We start from the raw sequence: 19,767 nt of genomic DNA, 5'->3' as shown, positions 1-19,767 counted from the left end.
GTGCATTGATGAGTAAAGTTCAAGAAAAATATCAAATATCTCCTACCTTTGTTTTCTTCTTAATTCACGGTGCACAGTTTGGAGCTGGCGTTCTCGGATTTGCTCGAATCACCGCAAAGGCCGCTGGATACGACGGCTGGATGGGCGTTCTAATCACAGGACTCTGTATCCAAATTCTTATATGGATGATGTATTTTTTATTAAAAGAAACAAACGGGAATTTAATTGATTTACAACGACAAACCTTTGGAAAGTGGATAGGAAACGTCTTTAATATCATCTTTGCAACTTATTTTTTAATCGTCAGTATTTCGGTTATTCGAACATACGTTGAAATTATTCAAGTATGGATGTTCCCAACTGCCTCCACCTTTATGTTAACACTCTTTTTATGCCTAGTTAGCTATTACATCATTTCTTCTGGATTTCGTGTCATTACTGGCATTTGCGTCATCTCTGTTGGTGGTACGCTAGGGTATTTATTTCTAAGCTTATTTGTTTTGAAATACTCACATTGGGAGAATTTACTACCTATTTTCACACATTCTTTTTCAGATATTTTAAAATCCGCTCAACTGTCAATCTACAGTATGACTGGTTTTGAGATTTACCTCATGGTTTATCCATTTGTGAAAAACCCTAAACAATCTCATAAATTTGCTCAATATGGGGCACTATTTTCAAACCTTCTATATTTATTTAGCACCCTTTTAGCCTTTTCGTTTTTTAGTGAAAAACAATTATTAAAAACGATATGGGCCCAACTTTCTATGACCCAAGTTATTCAATTACCATTCATAGAAAGGCTAGAATATATCGCAATTTCAGCTTATGCCCTCGTTATTATTACAAGTTTCATTCTACCTTTGTGGGCGGCAACGAGAGCAACGCACGAAATATTCCGTGTAAAACAAAGAGGTGTTTTAATCGCTTTTATGTTTATCACCCTCATTGTTTCACAACTTTTAACAAACAGACACGATATTAATAATTTTATTAGTAATGCATCAAAAGGAAGCTTTTGGCTCATTTATGTATACATCCCAATTCTATTTATTATTGTGTGGGTGAAAAGAAAATGGAAAAAATCAAAAATAAATTAATACTTATCTCTTGTATAACACTCTTTAGTCTAACTGGATGTTTACAAAAAAATATTATCGATGACGTACACCTTATCCAAGGAACTGTCTTCGATGTAGCAAAAGATAATAAAATAAAGGTAACATTTGTTTGTCCTATTCAGCAAAAAGGGAACAAAGTTCAAGTTTTTGAAGGAACAGCAAATGCGGTAAAACAAGTAAAAGCTGACACATCTTTAGAGTCTTCTCAACCATTTGCGAGCGGACAAATGCGGGTTGCTCTATTTACCACCCGAATTGCTAAGAAAGGAATGGTTGCTTCCTTCGATACATTAATTCGTGATGTAAACATTGGGAATGCCTTATATGTTGCTTTACTTGAAGGTAATGGTACTGAACTCTTAAAAGGAAAGTACACGACTTCATCCAACGTTGCAATTTATATAAAAAAAATGCTAGAACATAATATGGAGACCGGTCCTTTACCAACAGATAATCTGCATGTAGGAGCTTTCCGTTATTATCAAGAAGGGCAAGACTACTATATTCCAATTTTAAAGCAACATGGTGATAAAATAAAAATCACGGGAATTGGTCTTTTTAAAAAGGATAAATATGTTGGTAAAATCGCGGAAAAAGATATGTTTATATTCAAAGGACTTTTAGAAAAACATAAGTTAGATTCACATGAATTTAAAGCAGATCCTGGGTACGTAATGATTAATAATATTCGTTCTATTCCAACATACGATATAAAAATAAAAAATGGTAAGCCTTCCTTTTCCATTCATGTTAAACTTGAGGCTCGTATTCAAGAAGTATCGAAACAGATTAACTTAGAGAATGCTAAGAACACAAAAAAGATTGAGAAGGTCGTTCAAAAACAATTGGAGACACAAGGTAAGAAATTAATTAAGCAGTTTAAATCTTTAGATGTCGATCCTCTTGGGCTAGGAGCTAAATATAAGCAACATTATCGCCCATTCAAATTAGAGGAGTGGAAACAAATGTACAAAGATGTTCCAGTTACTATAAAATACACCGTAGACATTACAAATTCTGGTGTAATTGAATGAGAAATGATTGAACTCCTCTCTCCAGCATGATACAACGGAGAGAGGAGTTTTTTATTATCAAATAGAGAGAGAAGATATTTATGGGGGAGCTTATGTCTAAAAAATTAGTAAAGCCTATTTTAAATGGTATTTTATTTCTCGGCGTCTTTTTATTTGCTCATACATACTTAAAAAATGTTTCCTTCACACGTTATTTACTTGTCGTTATACCAATGTTACTCGTCGGTATTTTTGGCATCGATCTTATTTTATCCCTTTTAATAAAAAAAGAAGAATAACAAGCGAACATCTTATTTCGATAAGATGTTCTTTTCATTTCATAATCACCTTATGTTACAATGAAATTCGGCAGAAAACGAGAAAGGATGAAACAACATGGCAAACGAAAAAGGTTTAGATAAAGGATTCGAACTTGTTGCAAAAATGCATGAAGAGTTCGGACATCCTGTGAAAAATACTCCAACAAAACTAACAGAAGAGCGTGCAAAAATTCGTGCAAGTTTTATGCAAGAAGAGCTAGAAGAATTTCTAGAAGCAACGACTGTTGAAGATCAATACGATGCACTGATTGACCTTATTTACTTTGCATTCGGAACGTTTGCCGAAATGGGCGTACGTCCTGATAAAGGATTTGAAATTGTAAATAACGCAAACATGGCAAAACTATTCCCTGATGGAAAACCCCGATTCCGTGAAGGCGATGGCAAAATTCTAAAACCAGAAGGCTGGCAAGCACCAGAACCACAACTTCGTGCTGAAATCGAACGTCAGCGCAAAGAAGCTAAAAAAAACTGCTAGGATTTCCTAGCAGTTTTTTATTATGTCTTTTTTCTGCAATTCATTAATGACCCACGTGTCCCGCGTGTCCTGCTGCTCCACTAATGCTAGCTGCTCCTGCCGCTGCCCCTGCTGCTCCTGCTCCAATTCCACCTGCCCAAGGAGAAGATTGTTGCTGTTGATATTGTTGGTATTGTTGGTGCTGTTGGTGCTGTTGGTGCTGTTGACCATGTTGGCCTTGATGACCGTGTTGACCGTGGTGACCTTGGTGACCTTGGTGACCTTGGTGACCTTGGTGACCTTGGTGGCCTTGGTGACCTTGGTGGCCTTGGTGGCCTTGGTGGCCGTGATGGCCTTGATGGCCTTGATGGCCTTGATGGCCTTGATGGCCTTGATGGCCTTGATGGCCTTGATGGCCTTGATGGCCTTGGTGAGTTTGATAAAGAACAGCTTGCGGATGAATGTGGTGGTGACCGTGGTGATGTACTTGTTGTTGATGACCGTGGTGACCTTGGTCATGATGGTGTCCATGATGACCGTGGTGACCTTGGTGATGATGATGTCCATGATGACCGTGGTGACCTTGGTGATGATGATGTCCATGATGACCGTGGTGACCTTGGTGATGAGGGTGTCCATGATGACCATGTTGGCCTTGATGATGGTGATGTCCATGATGACCGTGAACAACTTGCGGATACCCACCTATTCCTCCAGCTACAACACCCACTCCCGGTACCGGGAATCCTGTCTGCACTCCTCCAACGAAAGAAGGAAATGTAGTTGGTGCTCCTACTGGAAATCCTGTCTGTACGCCAGCTACTGATGTCGGAAATCCTCCTGTTACTGTAGGCATTCCACCCCCTGATGTCGAAAAGCCCCCCATTGATGTAGGCATTCCAGTTTGCATGCCAGCTACCGATGTTTGGAACCCTCCTGCTGCTCCACCCATCCAGCTCGGAATTCCACCGTATCCTTGTTGGCCAGCCCCTCCCATTAACATCATTTGTTCATAACTATCCGATTCACCTCCGAAGAAGCCATGTGGTGCATTATTGTCCATCCCTTTCATTCCTTTCACCTCTTCTACTCAATTTAGCCTACCTTTTTTATCATATTTCCTATAGAAAAATAGGTGTTTGTCTGTATGGGAATTCCGCTCTTTTATTTATACGTAGTGGAATAATTGAAAACTTAGACTAAAGTGATCCAGAGATTATTTTCTACACAAAAAAGCTCAGAGCATAAATGCTCTGAGCTTTTATTTAGAATGAATTAGTTTGCAACAACGTTAACAAGTTTTCCAGGAACAACAATTACTTTACGAACTGTTTTCCCTTCAATTTGGTCTTGAATTGCTTCAAGTGCAAGTTGTTCCATTTCTTCTTTTGATGCGTCTTTACTCATTGTTAGTTTTGCGCGAACTTTACCCATAACTTGAACAACGATTTCAACTTCATCTTCTACAAGTTTAGACTCATCAAATATTGGCCAGCTTGCATATGTGATTGTTTCATTATATCCAAGTTTGCTCCATAGCTCTTCCCCGATGTGAGGTGCAACTGGTGCGATCATTTTTACGAAACCTTCTACATATTCTTTCGGAAGTGTTTCAGCTTTGTATGCATCATTGATGAATACCATCATTTGAGAAATCGCTGTGTTGAAGCGAAGCTCTGCATAGTCTTCTGTTACTTTCTTCACTGTTTGGTGGTAAGCTTTTTCAAGCTCTTTATTTGGTGCGTCAGTAATTTTCTCACTTAATTCACCGTTATCTTGAACGAATAGACGCCATACGCGGTCTAGGAAACGACGAGCTCCGTCAAGACCATTTTCAGACCAAGCGATTGAAGCATCTAATGGTCCCATGAACATTTCGTATAGACGAAGTGTATCTGCACCGTGGCTTGCTACGATATCATCAGGGTTTACAACGTTACCTTTTGATTTACTCATTTTCTCGTTGTTTTCACCTAAAATCATACCTTGGTTGAATAATTGTTGGAACGGCTCTTTCGTTGGAACTACACCGATATCGTATAATACTTTATGCCAGAAACGAGCATATAGTAGGTGAAGTACAGCATGCTCTGCTCCGCCGATATAAATATCAACTGGAAGCCATTGTTTTACTTTTTCAGGATCTACAAGTGCTTCGCTATTGTTTGGATCGATGTAACGTAGGTAATACCAGCAGCTACCAGCCCATTGTGGCATTGTATTTGTTTCACGACGACCTTTTTTACCAGTCTCAGGATCAACAACATTTACCCACTCGTCAATGTTAGCAAGTGGTGATTCACCTGTACCTGAAGGACGGATGTTTTCTGTTTTCGGAAGAACTAATGGTAATTCTTCTTCCTTCACAGCTGTCATTGTCCCATCTTCCCAGTGAATTACCGGAATTGGCTCACCCCAGTAACGTTGACGGCTGAATAACCAGTCACGCAGACGGTATGTTACTTTTTGATTTCCTGCGCTCGTTACTTCAAGCCATTCAATCATTTTTGCGATTGCTTCTTCTTTATTTAATCCATCAAGGAATGCTGAGTTTACGTGTGCACCATCACCTGTGTACACTTCTTTCGTAATATCTCCGCCTTTTACAACTTCCTTCATCGGAAGATTGAATACTGATGCGAATTCATAGTCACGCTCATCATGAGCTGGAACTGCCATTACGGCACCTGTTCCGTAAGTTGCAAGAACATAGTCAGCAATCCAGATTGGTAATTTCTCACCGTTTACTGGGTTAACTGCGTAAGCACCAGTGAATACACCAGTTTTCTCTTTCGCAAGTTCTGTACGCTCTAGGTCACTCTTCATTTTTACAGCGTTAATGTAAGCTTCTACCGCTTCTTTTTGTTCTGCTGTTGTAATTTCTGCAACAAGTGCATGTTCCGGAGCTAGTACACAGTATGTTGCACCAAATAGTGTATCAGGGCGCGTTGTGAATACTGTGAACTTCTCGTCTGTACCATCGATATTGAAGTGTACTTCTGCACCTTCAGAACGACCGATCCAGTTACGTTGCATATCTTTTAAGCTTTCTGGCCAATCAAGCTCATCTAGATCTTCTAATAGACGATCTCCGTAAGCTGTAATTTTTAACATCCACTGTCTCATCGGACGACGCTCAACTGGATGCCCACCACGCTCACTCTTACCGTCAATGATTTCTTCATTTGCAAGTACTGTACCAAGTGCTGGACACCAGTTTACAGGTACTTCATCAACGTAAGCTAAGCCTTTTTCAAATAGTTTTAAGAAGATCCATTGTGTCCACTTATAGTAGTTTGGATCTGTTGTATTTACTTCACGGTCCCAATCATAAGAGAAACCTAGTGATTTAATTTGGTTACGGAACGTATTAATATTATGCTCTGTAAATTCAGCTGGGCTATTTCCAGTATCAAGTGCATATTGCTCTGCTGGAAGACCAAATGCATCCCATCCCATTGGATGAAGAACGTTATACCCTTGCATACGCTTCATACGAGATAAAATATCTGTCGCTGTATAACCTTCTGGATGTCCTACGTGTAGGCCTGCACCTGATGGATATGGGAACATATCTAGTGCATAAAATTTTGGTTTTTCTGTCTCATCTGGCGTACGGAATGTTTTATTCTCTTCCCAGTACCCTTGCCACTTCTTCTCAATATCTTGATGATTAAAGCTCATGAGATACCCTCCTTGAAATTCTATTTATTTTCACCGCCCAAAATACAAAAAACCTCTCATCCCTAGAAAGGGACGAGAGGTTATAGATTCCCGCGGTACCACCCTAAATTAATGTAAAAATATACATTCGCTTAGATCCGTAACGTGGATTAACGGCAATTGCTACTATTAGTTTCACAACTGCAACTCAAAGGCGAGTTCATAACGAAACGTGGATTGACTTGCACCGACCGTCAACTCTCTAAACCAGCTTCTATTACTACTACTCCTTCTCACTGTTATTACACATATGAGTTAATGTGAACTACCCTCCACTTAGTATCTCTAAAAAGCTTACTTAAAGCGGGGCTTCTCGGTTAATCGTTACTTTTAATAACTAACGAATTCGTCTTAAGACAGCCGAGCTATCTCCCTTGTTCTAAAGGTTGTTTTATTTAAATATATTCTAAAACATGTTACATGTTCCGTCAAACTAAACTGCAATTTTTTCTTCAACTGTTTCTTCTACTTTTACTCGTTTATCATACATGCTCGTTGCTATAAGCGCTACTACAAGCATTACCATGATTGCTATAAACAATACTTCCATATTGTATAAATCAACAATCGCTCCGCCAACGACCGGCCCGAACATTTTCCCTACAGTCGCCGCGCTATTTACAACACCTTGATAAAAACCTAGTTTATCTTTTGGTGCAAGTATATTTGCAATCGTCGGAACTGCTGGCCACACAAATAATTCACCGATTGTTAATGTTACCATCGCAACGAGGAACATCGTAAATTGCTGCGCTTGACTTAACACAATGAATGACGCCGCAAAAATGAAGATTCCAATCATAATTTGCTGTTTTAAAGAACGCTTCATCCAGCGAATTAGCATACTAACAAGTGGCTGCGCACAAACAATCATAGCTCCATTTATCGTCCATAATAAACTATAATGACGAAGGCTAATATTCAATTCTTGCATATGTGTTGCAATCGCTCCTTGCCACTGTACGTATGTAACCCAGCATAAAGCATATGCTACACACACGATCAGAAGTGCTTTAAATCCAGGTGTAAGTGACCAACCTTTTTTCGTTTCGATTTCCTTTTGCACTCCTGGCTCTTTCTTGTCTTCCATACCACGGAATCCAATAAAAGCAATTAAGAAGAAAACAAAATATAAAATAAAATTCGCTAAGAAAATATAATCAAAACGATATGATGCAACTAATCCACCACACGCTGTTCCAATCGCAATACCAACATTTTGTCCAACGTACATCGCATTAAATGCCCGTCTTCCGCCCTCTGGCCAAACCGTACCAACCATCGCATACATCGATGGGAAGACCATTCCAGAACCGAAGCCGATTAACGCTAGCCACACAACATATAACGGCCAACCGTGGAAGAACACAAGACCTAAAATTGATACAAGTGTAATAACAATTCCTACTAAAGTTGATTTATAACCGCCCCATTTATCAAATAAAACACCGCCGAGCAAGTTTCCGATTACACCAGTAAGCGAGTTGATCATTAATACCATTCCGGCCACAGATAAAGATTTTCCTAGGTGATCATGCAAATAAATTGTATTAAAAGGCCATAAAAAAGAAGCACCCGTGACATTAATAATCATCCCAGCTACTAATAGCCATACTTTCCTTGGCATAGTTTCCCCTCCTATTCTATTTTTTTCGTTCATATATATAACAGTAAAATTGTAGTCGTTTTTAAATAGGAAGGCAACTGATTAATAGTTGATGAAATTCAGATAATGGTTCATCGGTAAATGAAATTATACTGATCCCTGTTTGAAAATATATTGACTTACCGACAAAAACGACATCAGTAACAATATATAAATAAGGGGAGACTGTATGAAGTTCATACAGTCTCCCCTTATTTATATTATCCAACTTCTTTTTCTCGCTTCGCACGTTCTTTAGCGCTCCATTTAAATATTTTATCTAATACGGAATATATTCTCCCAGATTCTTTCGTTAACAAAGGTCCTAACGATGCCAATATTAAAACATACAGGGCTGAGAATGGTTTAATCGTTGCCATTAAGCCGCCCGCAATTCCAATATTCGCGACGATAATGGAAAACTCTCCGCGTGATACAAGTGTTAAACCAATATTCGTAGAAGCCTTATGCGATAATCCCGCTTTACGCCCCGCAACCATTCCAGCGGTAAAATTACCGATAAGAGTAATAAAAACTGCTCCTAATGCCAACCACACTGCTCCTCCAAGTGAAAATGGATCTATACTTAAACCGAAGCTGAAAAAGAATATAGCTCCAAAGAAATCACGAAACGGAACAACGAGCTGTTCAATTCGATCACTATGCTCCGTTTCTGAAAAGACGAGTCCTAGTAATAATGCTCCAATCGCCTCTGCAACATGAATCGTTTCTGAAAATCCTGCTACAAAGAACAAAATAGCGAATATTACAATAATAAAAATTTCATTGGACGAAATATCTAACATTTTATTTAAAAACCTTGTAGCTTTTCTAGCAACTACAAAGAATAGTAACATATACCCTACTGCGATTAAAATGGATGTGAGAGCACCTACAAATGACGTTGCCCCTCCGAGTACTAATCCTGAAACGACTGATAAATATACCGCTAAAAAGATATCGTCAAACATAATGATTCCTAAAATTAGTTCCGTCTCTTTATTACCAGATCTTCTTAAATCAACAATTACTTTCGCAACAATTGCACTCGATGAAATTGTTATGATCCCAGCAATAATTAATGTTTCTAATAAGGGGAAACCCATTATATATCCGTAAAGTAAACCTAATATAAAATTAAGCGATATATGAACAGTTCCCCCAAAAGCAATTGATTTTCCTGATTTAATTAATTTTTTAATTGAGAATTCTAAGCCTAAATAGAATAAGAGGAATATAACGCCAACACGGCCAAGGAAGGAAATAACTTCTCCGCTTTCAATAAATCTTAAATCGATAAGCCCTAAATCTGGGGCATGAGGCCCCACTAGCATACCGAGTATAATGAGAAACGGAATAATCGAGAACTTTAACTTTGCAGCGAGAATAGCTGCAAAAGCGACTAATACTAACGCAGTCCCAACTTCAAAGATTAAAGTATCCATCGATTATGAATCCCCTCCTACTGAAAGCAACTCATTAATAATTCTTTTTACTTCATGTCTTTCACCTGATAATACAAGCATATCGCCAGCTTCAATGATAGAATCTGGGCCTGGATTAAAGAACTTCTTCATATTCTTTTTCAAAATGGCAATAATCGTTACATTATATGTGTTTCGGACATGTAAACTACCAATTGTTTTTTGTACGACTGGTGCATTATTTTCCACCTTAAACCACTCAATTGATAATCCTTCAAAGGCCATTTCAATCGTATCTAAAGCTTGTGGCCTATACACCATTCCGCCCAATATAGCTGCAATTTGTCTCGCTTCAGAATCACGAAGAGAGACGCTTGAAATACTCTCCTCATGATCAGCATCAAAATGGTACATTTCTCTTCGGCCATCATCATGAATAACGATAACCATCTTTTCATTACCTTTTGTAATCACTTCAAACTTACATCCAATACCTGGCAGTTCACTCTCTCTAATATTCATATTTTCCGCCTCCTAATTTTTTTAGTTACGGCTTTTATAAATCGACATCAATCTCCGTTTTAAAGGTCTCATCCTTTGAGATACCTAAATACTTTAGCGTCTCTGATGGAGTCGCGTGATGAAAATGTTTTTGCAATAGCGCAATCGCTATCCCTCTTTTGTACGCATGAAATCCAAACGTTTTTCGCATTGAATTCGTTCCGATCTTACCAACAACTCCAACTGCTTCTGCAGCATTATGAATTACACGATACGCTTGTTGGCGCGTAATTGAATTTGGCGTTTTATTAGATTGAAATACGTAATTTTCTCTTTTAACGCCAATAGATTGTACGTAATCTAAAAGCGCTTCTTTTACTTTTGTATTTAAATAAATATCTTGTTTAAATTTTTCATCTTTCACAGGAAGAGAATAAAACTCTTTAACAGTCCCGTCTTCATTTAATACATCTTCAAATTTCATGCCAAGTAGTTCTGTAATTTTTAATCCTGTGTTAATTCCAATAACAAATAAAAGATAGTCTCGCTGGGAGTGCTCTTTTAAATATTTTTTCATAGCCTCAATTTGGCTTATATCTTTTAATGCCTCTACAACTTCCATACATGTATTCTCCTCATCTTATGAACGGTAATTTTCTCATCATGTTGTCCATTTTACCTTATCATGCTATGAGATTTCCATGTATTATCCATTATTTTCACAATATACTTTTGTGATCCAAGCAATTTTCAATTTGGAAATTTACGATTGTACAAATACGTTGTGGTTAGAAAAGAAATAGGGGATAAAAGTTCAGCTTCTTTCTATAGATTGGATTCCTCCTTTCCTTATCCAGCTGCTTCTACTTTTATATTACGTTACTTATTTACATTATATTATATATTTCAGTAACATTAAAGTATTTTTTCTGAAAACAATAAAAACCGAGCAATTTCGCTCGGTTTTTTATTAATCTTCTTTCGGAAGAACAATTCCTTTATACAATTGAACTGTAATAAGGTAATAAATCGTGTAAATAACTACGAAAATTACGATTGGTATCCAAATACGGAAGTACGGATCGACTAAAATAAATCCGAAAATATTCATACCAACTAATACGTGAGCGATACCCACAATTGCTGGGAATAAGAATACTAAGAATAACTCTTTATAAATTGATTTCGTTAATAATTCACGGCGTACACCGATTTTACGAAGCATTTGATAACGCGTAATATCTTTTGATGCACCAGAAAGAATTTTGAACATAAGACAGCTTGCCATCATTGCTAAGAAAGCAATTCCAAGGAAGAAGCCCATAAACACTGTTCCGCTCGCAACACCGTAGAACATGTCATACACTTGATATTTACTACTCATTTGCTCAGCTTTTACATTTTTATATTTAGCTAGCTGCAACTCGTCAATTTTTTCCCATTCTTTTGTGTATGCTACGAAATCGTCTGTTTTTCCAGTAAATACGATTCCTTCTTTACCATTTACAGTATCGTACATTTTTTGATCTACAACTTTAATGGCACGATCTTGGTATATATAATATGGTTGGATTGTTCTAAATGCCTCATCCCATTCTTCCGGCATTGTTTTTTCATTTTTATCTTGTTCTGACCTCACTCCTGCTACTGTACCTACTGGAGCTTCTCCTGAAACTTCTTTATATTTACCGAAACTTTCTTTACCTACACCATCTCGAATAAATGGCTTATGTTTCTCTAAATCTTCTTTTACATAATAAATATATTTGTCGTCTACTTTATAACGGTACTCAGCTTTATTTTTAAATGATATACCATCTAAAATTTTCTTCTCTTCAGCTGTAGGATTATGAACAATTGAATCGTAAATTTCAAATCCATCAACCGTTTTTATAACGTTATTTTTAAATGCCATACCACCTGAAATTGCACCAGCTCCAAGAGCAACTAACATCGCTACTGTTGCAAGTACCTTTGTTAAGCTATTAATACGGAAATTTAATTGTGCAAATGTAAAAGCATTAAGTCCTTTTTCACTACGCTTTTTATTACTCTTTAACTTTTTAATAATAACTGGAAGGAGTGATCCAAATAGCATATAAGTACCTGCTGTTGTTGTAACTAATGCAATAAGGATTCCCATTTCTCTTAATGTTTCCATATTAATCATAGCTGCATAACCAATACCTAATAAAATAACCGCTAGGAATGCAACTAAACCTGTCATTTTTCCTTTTACCACAACACGTTCTGTTTGTGCATCTGCATGTACAAGTTGCAGTACAGAAATACGTGATAATTTAATACTGTTCATAATTGCTGATAATACAAATAGCGCAAAGAAGAAGATGCAAGTAACAGTCATAGATGGCAGGTAAAATGCTTTATAGCCTTCACCAGCAAATTCTAATTGTTTCATTAATAATTGTCCGATACCCTCTGCAAGTCCTACACCAACTGTAATACCAATGGCAAGAGACGCAGCGCCTAATACGATCGTTTCAATAAACATAAGTAATGTAACTTTATGCTTTTTTGCTCCTAGCATCATATACATACCGAACTCTTTTTGACGAAGAGATAATAAGAAAGAGTTCGCATATAAAATATAGAAGAACGTTATAATAGCTAGTAAAAATGAACCTGCTTGGAATACGAATCCAATTGATTGAATAACTGAGTTAGATTCGATAAACGCTTTATTCAGCGCTAACGTTTGGAACATGTAAAAAATTGAAATCGACATGACAAGACCGACAAGTAAGACGATATAATCTTTCAGCTTACTTTTCAGCCCCGACATGGAAAGTTTAAATAACATACTGGAACCTCCTTTCTTACGCTTTTTGTGTACCTAAATCTGCAAGTACATCTAAAATTTCTTTGTAGAACTCTTCACGCGTACCACCGCGATGAATTTCTTTATACAGCTCACCATCTTGAATGAATAAAATTCGCTGACAATAACTTGCACTATACGGATCATGTGTAACCATCATAATAGATACGCCTTGTTCTTCATTTAAGTTTGTCATCGCATCAAGTAAACTCGCTGCATTTTTAGAATCAAGTGCTCCTGTTGGCTCGTCCCCTAAAATAATTGCTGGCTCATGCACAAGTGCGCGCGCTGCTGCTGAACGTTGTTTCTGCCCACCAGATACTTCAGATGGATACTTTTGAAGAATTTCTGTAATCCCTAGCATACCCGCTACTTTTTCTACTTTTGGTCCAATGTTACGTGATGAAACACCTTGAAGAGAAAGTGGAAGTGCAATGTTTTCATAAATAGATAAGTTCTCTAATAAGTTGAAGTCTTGGAAAATGAATCCTAACTTTTGTGAACGAAAATCAGAAAGTTCACCTTGCTTCATTTTCGTAATGTCCGTACCCGCAATTTCAACAACGCCGCCCGTTGCTTTATCAAGCGTTGAAATTACATTTAACAATGTCGTTTTACCAGAACCAGATGGCCCCATAATTCCAACAAACTCACCCTCTTGAATTGAGAATGAAACACCTTTTAACGCATGTGATTGGTTCTCACCTTTTTTACCGTACACTTTTTGGACGTTTTTCACGTCTACAACTGGTTTCGTCATATATATCCTCCTACGCTTGTTTTTCCATTACCTATTTTGCGCTTTTTGGAAGTGAACTGCTATTTGTTAACATTACATTTACCTTACACTTTTGTAATATAAAAAAGATGAGTGTGTAAGGTTCGTTGATAAATGAAAATTTTATTAGCGATTCGACAAGTAATATCGACTTACCGAAAAAGATGACAATAAAAATGGGCTGTTCCACAAAAGGAACAACCCACTTCTCTCTTTATTTCTTTAAAGGTGTTACCGTCCAGTAAGTAACAACTCGCCAAATCCATTCTAGTGGACCCATTTTAAAGACCTTCATCCAAATTACGCTAAACAAAATTTGAATTGCATAAATTGCAATACACACATATAACGTCTGCATGTACGTTAAGTTTTCTGCAAAGTTAAATACACTGCCCGCAATTAAAATCATTGCAGTTTGTCCAATATAATTTGTTAAAGCCATTCGTCCATAATATTTCAGTGGTGCTAACAATGTTTGAACCGGTTTTAATTGAAGTAATAAAATTAAAGCTCCAACATAGAAAGCTGAAATAATAGGTCCTACTGTAACACCAATTTTTAAAAATTGGCCTGCAGCATTCATTGTTCCATCATCATTCTCAAGTATCATATTTATAAATGGTTCAGCAGGAACGTGCCCGTATTGATACCATACAGCTACGACACTTAAAACAAACATAACACCTGTAAAAATAGCGACTTTCTTTATATTTTGCGTGAGATTTTCAAATACACGATATTGTCCTGCAGCAAGCCCTAATAAAATTAAGCCAAGTGGTAATAACTCTTTAACTCCCATTACACTGAAGGTAATTGTCAAAATAAGTCCTAGTACTAAGTTCACTTCTTTTTTCGCTTTATAAAACGGTAAAACGATTAACCCGCAAATTGCGTATAACGCTAATGCTTCTCCAGGCTGAAACATGTGATGAATTAAACCAAAAATAAATAATGCTACTAAGCGACGTAAAAATAAAACATAGCCATTTTTCCCTTTCGCAATCGCTCTTGAAATAAAGATATAGAATCCCACTCCAAATAAGAATGAGAAGATTGAGAAGAAACGACCTTCTACAAATAAATATAAAAATCTTTGATAGCTAGCATCCACTGTATTAGGATCTGGAATTTTAATGTTAAGTAGTGCGAGAATATTTACTAAAATAATCCCTAGTAGTGCAAAGCCACGAATGTAATCTAACTCATCAATTCGCTTGTTTGTAATATTGTTCCCCATAAAGCAACTCCTTGTATAAAATTTAATCCTTCCTTACTCTACTGGAGAAAGTTGCTCACAACTATCGACAAACCTTACAGTAATCTTACATTATTGTCATATAACAAAATAAAACCAGGTCATATTTCGACCTGGTTTACTCTGATTGTTTCGATTTTTGCGGTTGTCCTTTTTTACTATTACGCTGTTTTACTTGAACAATCGGATCAAGCTCATTCGAAAATTCAGCGTTATGTCCATTTTGCGTTTTTTGCTCTGGATTATTTTGATCTGAACGTTTCGCCATTACATTCACTCCTTATTAGTGCGGTGTAATAATCATTTGATGTTGCAATTGGCGAATTGCCATACGTGCTCTATTTAACTGCTCACGTTGCTCATCATTCGCATGTTGTTGCATCGTTTGTAAATCGTTATATGCTTGTTCTAATTGTAACTGCGCATCCGAATACTCCATCGTATTGTAATGCTCTTGTCTCATACCTTGGTCTAATTGTTCTTTCGCATATTCCACCGCTTGTTCCGCTTGTGTAATATACGATTCAAGTGATTGACGCTCTGCCATAATTGTCCCTCCTTGCTTCAATTCCCCTTTAGTGTGTCCCTTCCATCTCTACCTTATGAGTATGTTATAATGGATTTTGTTTCATTTTGACTCGGCTTAGGAGGGAAAGTAATGAAGGTTCAAAACCCTTTTCCATATACAAACGACAATAAACGTTATCATACATGGAATTACCATTTACGAAATGAATTTGGTGAAAAAATCTTTAAAGTTTCATTAGATGCTGGCTTCGATTGCCCGAACCGGGACGGTACAGTTGCTTACGGCGGTTGTACATTTTGCAGTGCTGCCGGATCTGGTGACTTCGCTGGTGATCGCCGCGATGATGTTATAACGCAATATCATGAAATGAAAGAAAAAATGCGCTCAAAGTGGAAAGACGGAAAATGTATCGCTTATTTCCAAGCGTACACAAATACACATGCACCACTTGAAGTTTTAAAAGAAAAATTCGAACCGCTTCTAGCAGAAAAAGACGTTGTCGGTCTTTCTATCGCGACTCGTCCAGATTGCTTACCAGACGATGTCGTTGAATATTTAGCGGACTTAAATAAACGCACATACCTTTGGGTTGAACTCGGTTTACAAACTGTTCACGAACGAACTGCAAACCTTATTAATCGCGCTCATGATTACCCATCTTACGTGGAAGGTGTAAATAAATTACGTAAGCATGGCATTAGAGTTTGCTCTCATATTATTAATGGTCTTCCACTTGAAGATTACGACATGATGATGGAAACAGCTCGTGAAGTAGCAAAGCTTGACGTACAAGGAATTAAAATTCATTTACTTCACTTATTAAAAGGAACGCCAATGGTGAAGCAATATGAAAAAGGACAACTCGAGTTCCTTTCTCTTGAAGATTACGTAAGTCTCGTTGTTGACCAACTTGAAATGATTCCAGAAGACGTAATTGTGCACCGCATCACAGGTGACGGTCCGCCTGATTTAATGATTGGCCCAATGTGGAGCTTAAATAAATGGGAAGTATTAAATTCCATCGATGCAGAATTTGTACGCCGCGGAAGCTGGCAAGGAAAATATGCAAATGAGGAGAAACAAAAATGAAATTAGAACGTGTATTACCGTTTGCTCGCTCGCTTCTGCAAACGGCAGTAAAAGAAGGCGATTACGCTGTAGATGCAACTTTAGGAAACGGCCATGACACTTGCTTCCTAGCTGAAATCGTTGGAGATAGCGGAAAAGTATTTGGATTTGATATTCAAAAAGAGGCAATCGAAAGCTCAACAACTCATCTAAAAGAAAAAGAACTTTTTGAACGTACTGTTTTAGTTCACGATAGTCACGATACTCTTCTATCCGTATTACCAGAAGATGCAAAAGGAAAAGTAACAGGCGCAATTTTCAACTTAGGTTACCTTCCAGGCGGAGACAAGCATATCGTTACAAAACCGAACTCAACAATCTCAGCGATCGAACAACTATTAGAAGTAATGGCACCTGAAGGTATCATCGTTCTTGTCATTTACCACGGACATCCAGAAGGACAAGTAGAACGCGACGCTGTACTTACATTTGCTGAAAAACTAGACCAAAAACAAGCTCACGTACTACGATATGGCTTCATTAACCAGCAAAATAACCCGCCATTTATTGTGGCGATTGAAAAGCGATAAAGTGAAACTTTAATCAGTGGGGGCATCCCCACTGATTATTAGTTGAACCAATCGGGCATTTATGGGCAGTTTATCTCCCACCTAACCTCTTTGCTCCAGGCGAATTTTAAGGTGGGAGTTTTACTGCCCGTTAATGCGGGGGAATATATCAACGATTTTTCAATTATATCTATCGTAACTCGGGATATATCAACGATTTTTTCGATATATCTATCATAACTTACAATATATCAACGATTTCTCGGATATATCGATTGTTCGACAAAACATAACAAAAAAAGACGTGCATTCACTGCACGTTTTTTTGTTATCCTCCTATATAATGGATATATACAATCTTAAAGGAGATAAACCAATGATCGGAATACTAGCAGGAATGGGGCCAAAATCAACTGGACCATTCGTCGATACAGTTGTAGCAAGGTGCCAAACAATATACGGAGCAAAGCATGATATGGACTTTCCTCATATGATGATTTATTCGTGTCCAACACCGTTTTACATGGATCGCCCTATTGATCACGGAGCGATGAAAAAAGCGATTATTGACGGAGCACAAAAACTTGAAAGTACTGGCGTAAGCTTTATTGCCATGCCGTGTAATACGGCGCATCTTTATTTTGAAGAATTACAGCGTTCGCTTTCTATCCCGATTTTAAATATAGTCGATGAAACGTTACAAGCAATTCCTGAAAATACAAAAAGAGTCGCTCTTCTCGCAACAGAAGCAACTGTTCAAGCTAGGATTTACCAAGATGGGATTGCAAAGCGTAATATATAATACATTCATCATGAAAAATGGCAGGAAAGCATTAATCAAATTATTACTTGCATTAAATCTGGAGAGATTGAAGAAGCTCGCGAATTGTGGAATACGCTCGTTTTACAACTGAGAGATGAAATAGATACTGCAATTATCGCATGCACTGATTTGAATGTAGTGGCTAGTGAGGATTTTGTTGATTCCTCTCAATGTCTTGCTGATGCTGTTGTTGAAATGTATTTATCAAATAAGAAGAAACATTTATAAACGTTGAAACCCCTAAAAACTTTTAACTTTCTTCACAATTCTTTCAAAGTAATCACACTTAATCTCGCTATATTAAATAAGTAGTTATTCATATAGGGAAGGTTAGGGGAACTGAAAGTATGAAAGTAAATCGTTCGCTTCATTACATTTTTTGGCGTTGGCATTTTTATGCTGGACTTTTTATTACGCCGCTTCTTATTACTTTGTCACTGAGCGGAATTGGGTATTTATTTCGGGAGGAAGTTGAAGATTTCATCTATAAAGATTTATATTTTGGAAAGAGCGCTCAAACAGAATCTATTTCGATGGCTGATTCTATTTCCTTAACAGAGAAAAAATATCCACATTATAGCGTGGCGAAAATTAGTGAGTTTAATGGGGATTATAATACGAGACTTACGATTGCAAATGAGTATACTGGGCAACAAAAATATGTGTATTTAGATAGTAATAATCAAATTGTTGGGGATCAAAACGCAAGTGAAACGTTTGCCAATATCATGCGGGAATTACATAGTTCTCTTTTAGTTGGTGGCACTGTCGTCAACTATACTGTAGAACTTGCGGCATGCTGGACAATCTTTTTAATTGTAACCGGATTGTACATGAGTATACGCCAATTCAAAAACACACCATCATCCAATAAGCGAGAAAAGGCAAAAAGACGTCATTCTATTATCGGTATTATATTTACAATTCCTCTCTTTCTGCTAATCGCATCTGGATTGCCATGGTCAGGATTTATGGGGAACCAAATTTATAAAATTGCATCTTCTAATGAATCACTCGGATATCCAAAATTGTACATGGCACCGCCTGAATCAAAGGTAAAAGAATTGCCGTGGGCAACAAGAAAAGAAGCTCCTCCTGAATCGAATTCAAATGAACCGAAAGCAATTTCTGTCGATGAATTACAAAAAGGAATTGAAATAAAGAAGCCATATGTTATTTCACTACCAGCTGATCCGAAAGGTGTATTTACTGTTTCGAAATCGAGCGGTTCTGGTATTACAGGGATGCATGTTGCACCAAGTGAAGAGATAACAGCTTACTTTGATCAATATAGCGGGGAACTCATTTCAAAAACGGACTATCGTGATTATGGATTACTTGCACAATGGTTCACTTACGGTATCCCACTTCACGAAGGACATTTATTCGGATGGCCAAATAAAATATTATGCTTACTAACGACATTATCTCTATTACTTCTTATTTATTACGGAGTAAAAATGTGGTTAGCAAGAAAGCCAAAAGGAAAATTAGCAGCACCTCCAAAGCAAAGAGATAAGAAAAGCGTACTCGTTTTCTTTATCATGATGGTTATATTAGGCGCTTTCATGCCTTTATTCGGACTATCTGTTTTAGTTATTTTTACGATTGAACTTCTCATATATGTATTTTCAAAAATACGATCATAATAAAAAGAAAACCACTCTACATGAGTGGT

The 19,767-nt window shown here is 37.3% G+C and carries 18 protein-coding genes, 1 pseudogene and 1 other annotated feature; of the genes and pseudogenes, 8 read left to right on the top strand and 11 right to left on the bottom strand.

Going from position 1 to position 19,767, the window contains the following annotated elements:
• Window positions 1-8: 8 nt before the first annotated feature.
• The 4 genes from MHI28_RS23310 (at window position 9) to MHI28_RS23295 (ending at window position 2,956) form a co-directional block, all read left to right on the top strand.
• The gene (locus MHI28_RS23310) at window positions 9-1,103 is read left to right on the top strand and encodes a spore germination protein (protein ID WP_000049080.1); all 1,095 of its coding nucleotides are present in this window, start codon (window positions 9-11) and stop codon (window positions 1,101-1,103) included.
• On the top strand, window positions 1,079-2,158 hold the full coding sequence (locus MHI28_RS23305) for a Ger(x)C family spore germination protein (RefSeq protein ID WP_340828307.1): 1,080 nt from the start codon (window positions 1,079-1,081) through the stop codon (window positions 2,156-2,158). Before MHI28_RS23310 ends, MHI28_RS23305 begins: the two co-directional genes overlap by 25 nt.
• A gap of 92 nt (window positions 2,159-2,250) precedes the next feature.
• Window positions 2,251-2,436 carry a hypothetical protein gene (locus tag MHI28_RS23300; RefSeq protein ID WP_000038780.1) on the top strand — a complete coding sequence of 62 codons (186 nt, stop codon included), beginning with the start codon at window positions 2,251-2,253 and terminating at the stop codon, window positions 2,434-2,436.
• A 97-nt stretch (window positions 2,437-2,533) separates the two neighbouring features.
• On the top strand, window positions 2,534-2,956 hold the full coding sequence (locus MHI28_RS23295; RefSeq protein ID WP_001262633.1) for a hypothetical protein: 423 nt from the start codon (window positions 2,534-2,536) through the stop codon (window positions 2,954-2,956).
• Window positions 2,957-2,999: 43 nt separating this feature from the next.
• Here MHI28_RS23295 and MHI28_RS23290 read toward each other — a convergent pair whose 3' ends face one another.
• The 11 genes from MHI28_RS23290 to MHI28_RS23240 all read right to left on the bottom strand — a co-directional run bounded on the left by MHI28_RS23290 (window position 3,000) and on the right by MHI28_RS23240 (window position 15,647).
• The gene (locus tag MHI28_RS23290; protein ID WP_340828306.1) at window positions 3,000-4,007 is read right to left on the bottom strand and encodes a hypothetical protein; all 1,008 of its coding nucleotides are present in this window, start codon (window positions 4,005-4,007) and stop codon (window positions 3,000-3,002) included.
• Between the two features lie 203 nt (window positions 4,008-4,210).
• Window positions 4,211-6,619 (bottom strand): leucine--tRNA ligase, encoded by a 2,409-nt coding sequence (leuS, locus tag MHI28_RS23285; RefSeq protein WP_000009441.1) that lies wholly within the window; start codon window positions 6,617-6,619, stop codon window positions 4,211-4,213.
• Between the two features lie 65 nt (window positions 6,620-6,684).
• Window positions 6,685-6,904, bottom strand: a binding site (T-box leader).
• Between the two features lie 187 nt (window positions 6,905-7,091).
• A complete protein-coding gene (locus MHI28_RS23280) occupies window positions 7,092-8,285 on the bottom strand; it encodes an MDR family MFS transporter (protein WP_001137549.1) in 1,194 nt (397 codons plus the stop codon).
• 239 nt (window positions 8,286-8,524) lie between these two features.
• Entirely contained in the window at window positions 8,525-9,748 is a 1,224-nt protein-coding gene (locus tag MHI28_RS23275; protein WP_000380177.1) for a cation:proton antiporter, read from the bottom strand.
• Between the two features lie 3 nt (window positions 9,749-9,751).
• Window positions 9,752-10,249: a cation:proton antiporter regulatory subunit gene (locus MHI28_RS23270; protein WP_001026053.1), complete on the bottom strand. Its 498-nt coding sequence runs from the start codon at window positions 10,247-10,249 to the stop codon at window positions 9,752-9,754.
• 34 nt (window positions 10,250-10,283) lie between these two features.
• Window positions 10,284-10,850 (bottom strand): tyrosine-type recombinase/integrase, encoded by a 567-nt coding sequence (locus MHI28_RS23265; protein ID WP_000454200.1) that lies wholly within the window; start codon window positions 10,848-10,850, stop codon window positions 10,284-10,286.
• 348 nt (window positions 10,851-11,198) lie between these two features.
• Window positions 11,199-13,049 carry an FtsX-like permease family protein gene (locus MHI28_RS23260; RefSeq protein ID WP_000897785.1) on the bottom strand — a complete coding sequence of 617 codons (1,851 nt, stop codon included), beginning with the start codon at window positions 13,047-13,049 and terminating at the stop codon, window positions 11,199-11,201.
• A 16-nt stretch (window positions 13,050-13,065) separates the two neighbouring features.
• Window positions 13,066-13,827: an ABC transporter ATP-binding protein gene (locus MHI28_RS23255; RefSeq protein ID WP_000165855.1), complete on the bottom strand. Its 762-nt coding sequence runs from the start codon at window positions 13,825-13,827 to the stop codon at window positions 13,066-13,068.
• A gap of 232 nt (window positions 13,828-14,059) precedes the next feature.
• Window positions 14,060-15,082, bottom strand: a complete 1,023-nt coding sequence (locus tag MHI28_RS23250) for a DUF418 domain-containing protein (RefSeq protein WP_000527711.1) — start codon at window positions 15,080-15,082, stop codon at window positions 14,060-14,062.
• Between the two features lie 136 nt (window positions 15,083-15,218).
• Window positions 15,219-15,368 (bottom strand): hypothetical protein, encoded by a 150-nt coding sequence (locus MHI28_RS23245; RefSeq protein ID WP_001129340.1) that lies wholly within the window; start codon window positions 15,366-15,368, stop codon window positions 15,219-15,221.
• 15 nt (window positions 15,369-15,383) lie between these two features.
• The gene (locus tag MHI28_RS23240) at window positions 15,384-15,647 is read right to left on the bottom strand and encodes a YtzC family protein (RefSeq protein ID WP_000840869.1); all 264 of its coding nucleotides are present in this window, start codon (window positions 15,645-15,647) and stop codon (window positions 15,384-15,386) included.
• 111 nt (window positions 15,648-15,758) lie between these two features.
• On the opposite strand from MHI28_RS23240, the gene MHI28_RS23235 reads away from it, so the two are divergent.
• From MHI28_RS23235 to MHI28_RS23220, 4 genes and pseudogenes are all read left to right on the top strand, one after another.
• Window positions 15,759-16,718 carry a TIGR01212 family radical SAM protein gene (locus MHI28_RS23235; RefSeq protein WP_000868035.1) on the top strand — a complete coding sequence of 320 codons (960 nt, stop codon included), beginning with the start codon at window positions 15,759-15,761 and terminating at the stop codon, window positions 16,716-16,718.
• On the top strand, window positions 16,715-17,287 hold the full coding sequence (locus tag MHI28_RS23230) for a class I SAM-dependent methyltransferase (RefSeq protein ID WP_000764475.1): 573 nt from the start codon (window positions 16,715-16,717) through the stop codon (window positions 17,285-17,287). The genes MHI28_RS23235 and MHI28_RS23230 overlap by 4 nt, the downstream gene beginning before the upstream one ends.
• A 355-nt stretch (window positions 17,288-17,642) precedes the next feature.
• A pseudogene (locus tag MHI28_RS23225) lies at window positions 17,643-18,317 on the top strand (aspartate/glutamate racemase family protein).
• A gap of 119 nt (window positions 18,318-18,436) precedes the next feature.
• Complete coding sequence (locus MHI28_RS23220) at window positions 18,437-19,738, top strand: PepSY-associated TM helix domain-containing protein (RefSeq protein WP_340828305.1); 1,302 nt, start codon at window positions 18,437-18,439, stop codon at window positions 19,736-19,738.
• Window positions 19,739-19,767 lie beyond the last annotated feature (29 nt).

Source organism: Bacillus sp. FSL K6-0268 (assembly GCF_038005425.1).
Taxonomy (GTDB): domain Bacteria; phylum Bacillota; class Bacilli; order Bacillales; family Bacillaceae_G; genus Bacillus_A; species Bacillus_A thuringiensis_S.
Note: the sequence above shows the minus strand (reverse complement) of the source record. Positions and strands in the feature narration are given on the sequence as shown.

Bases quoted from the DNA above. Each gene is read 5' to 3' on its own strand.
- MHI28_RS23310 (WP_000049080.1), top strand. From the start codon at position 9: ATGAGTAAAGTTCAAGAAAAATATCAAATATCTCCTACCTTTGTTTTC.
- MHI28_RS23305 (WP_340828307.1), top strand. From the start codon at position 1,079: ATGGAAAAAATCAAAAATAAATTAATACTTATCTCTTGTATAACACTC.
- MHI28_RS23300 (WP_000038780.1), top strand. From the start codon at position 2,251: ATGTCTAAAAAATTAGTAAAGCCTATTTTAAATGGTATTTTATTTCTC.
- MHI28_RS23295 (WP_001262633.1), top strand. From the start codon at position 2,534: ATGGCAAACGAAAAAGGTTTAGATAAAGGATTCGAACTTGTTGCAAAA.
- MHI28_RS23290 (WP_340828306.1), bottom strand. From the start codon at position 4,007: ATGAAAGGGATGGACAATAATGCACCACATGGCTTCTTCGGAGGTGAA.
- leuS (WP_000009441.1), bottom strand. From the start codon at position 6,619: ATGAGCTTTAATCATCAAGATATTGAGAAGAAGTGGCAAGGGTACTGG.
- MHI28_RS23280 (WP_001137549.1), bottom strand. From the start codon at position 8,285: ATGCCAAGGAAAGTATGGCTATTAGTAGCTGGGATGATTATTAATGTC.
- MHI28_RS23275 (WP_000380177.1), bottom strand. From the start codon at position 9,748: ATGGATACTTTAATCTTTGAAGTTGGGACTGCGTTAGTATTAGTCGCT.
- MHI28_RS23270 (WP_001026053.1), bottom strand. From the start codon at position 10,249: ATGAATATTAGAGAGAGTGAACTGCCAGGTATTGGATGTAAGTTTGAA.
- MHI28_RS23265 (WP_000454200.1), bottom strand. From the start codon at position 10,850: ATGGAAGTTGTAGAGGCATTAAAAGATATAAGCCAAATTGAGGCTATG.
- MHI28_RS23260 (WP_000897785.1), bottom strand. From the start codon at position 13,049: ATGTTATTTAAACTTTCCATGTCGGGGCTGAAAAGTAAGCTGAAAGAT.
- MHI28_RS23255 (WP_000165855.1), bottom strand. From the start codon at position 13,827: ATGACGAAACCAGTTGTAGACGTGAAAAACGTCCAAAAAGTGTACGGT.
- MHI28_RS23250 (WP_000527711.1), bottom strand. From the start codon at position 15,082: ATGGGGAACAATATTACAAACAAGCGAATTGATGAGTTAGATTACATT.
- MHI28_RS23245 (WP_001129340.1), bottom strand. From the start codon at position 15,368: ATGGCGAAACGTTCAGATCAAAATAATCCAGAGCAAAAAACGCAAAAT.
- MHI28_RS23240 (WP_000840869.1), bottom strand. From the start codon at position 15,647: ATGGCAGAGCGTCAATCACTTGAATCGTATATTACACAAGCGGAACAA.
- MHI28_RS23235 (WP_000868035.1), top strand. From the start codon at position 15,759: ATGAAGGTTCAAAACCCTTTTCCATATACAAACGACAATAAACGTTAT.
- MHI28_RS23230 (WP_000764475.1), top strand. From the start codon at position 16,715: ATGAAATTAGAACGTGTATTACCGTTTGCTCGCTCGCTTCTGCAAACG.
- MHI28_RS23220 (WP_340828305.1), top strand. From the start codon at position 18,437: ATGAAAGTAAATCGTTCGCTTCATTACATTTTTTGGCGTTGGCATTTT.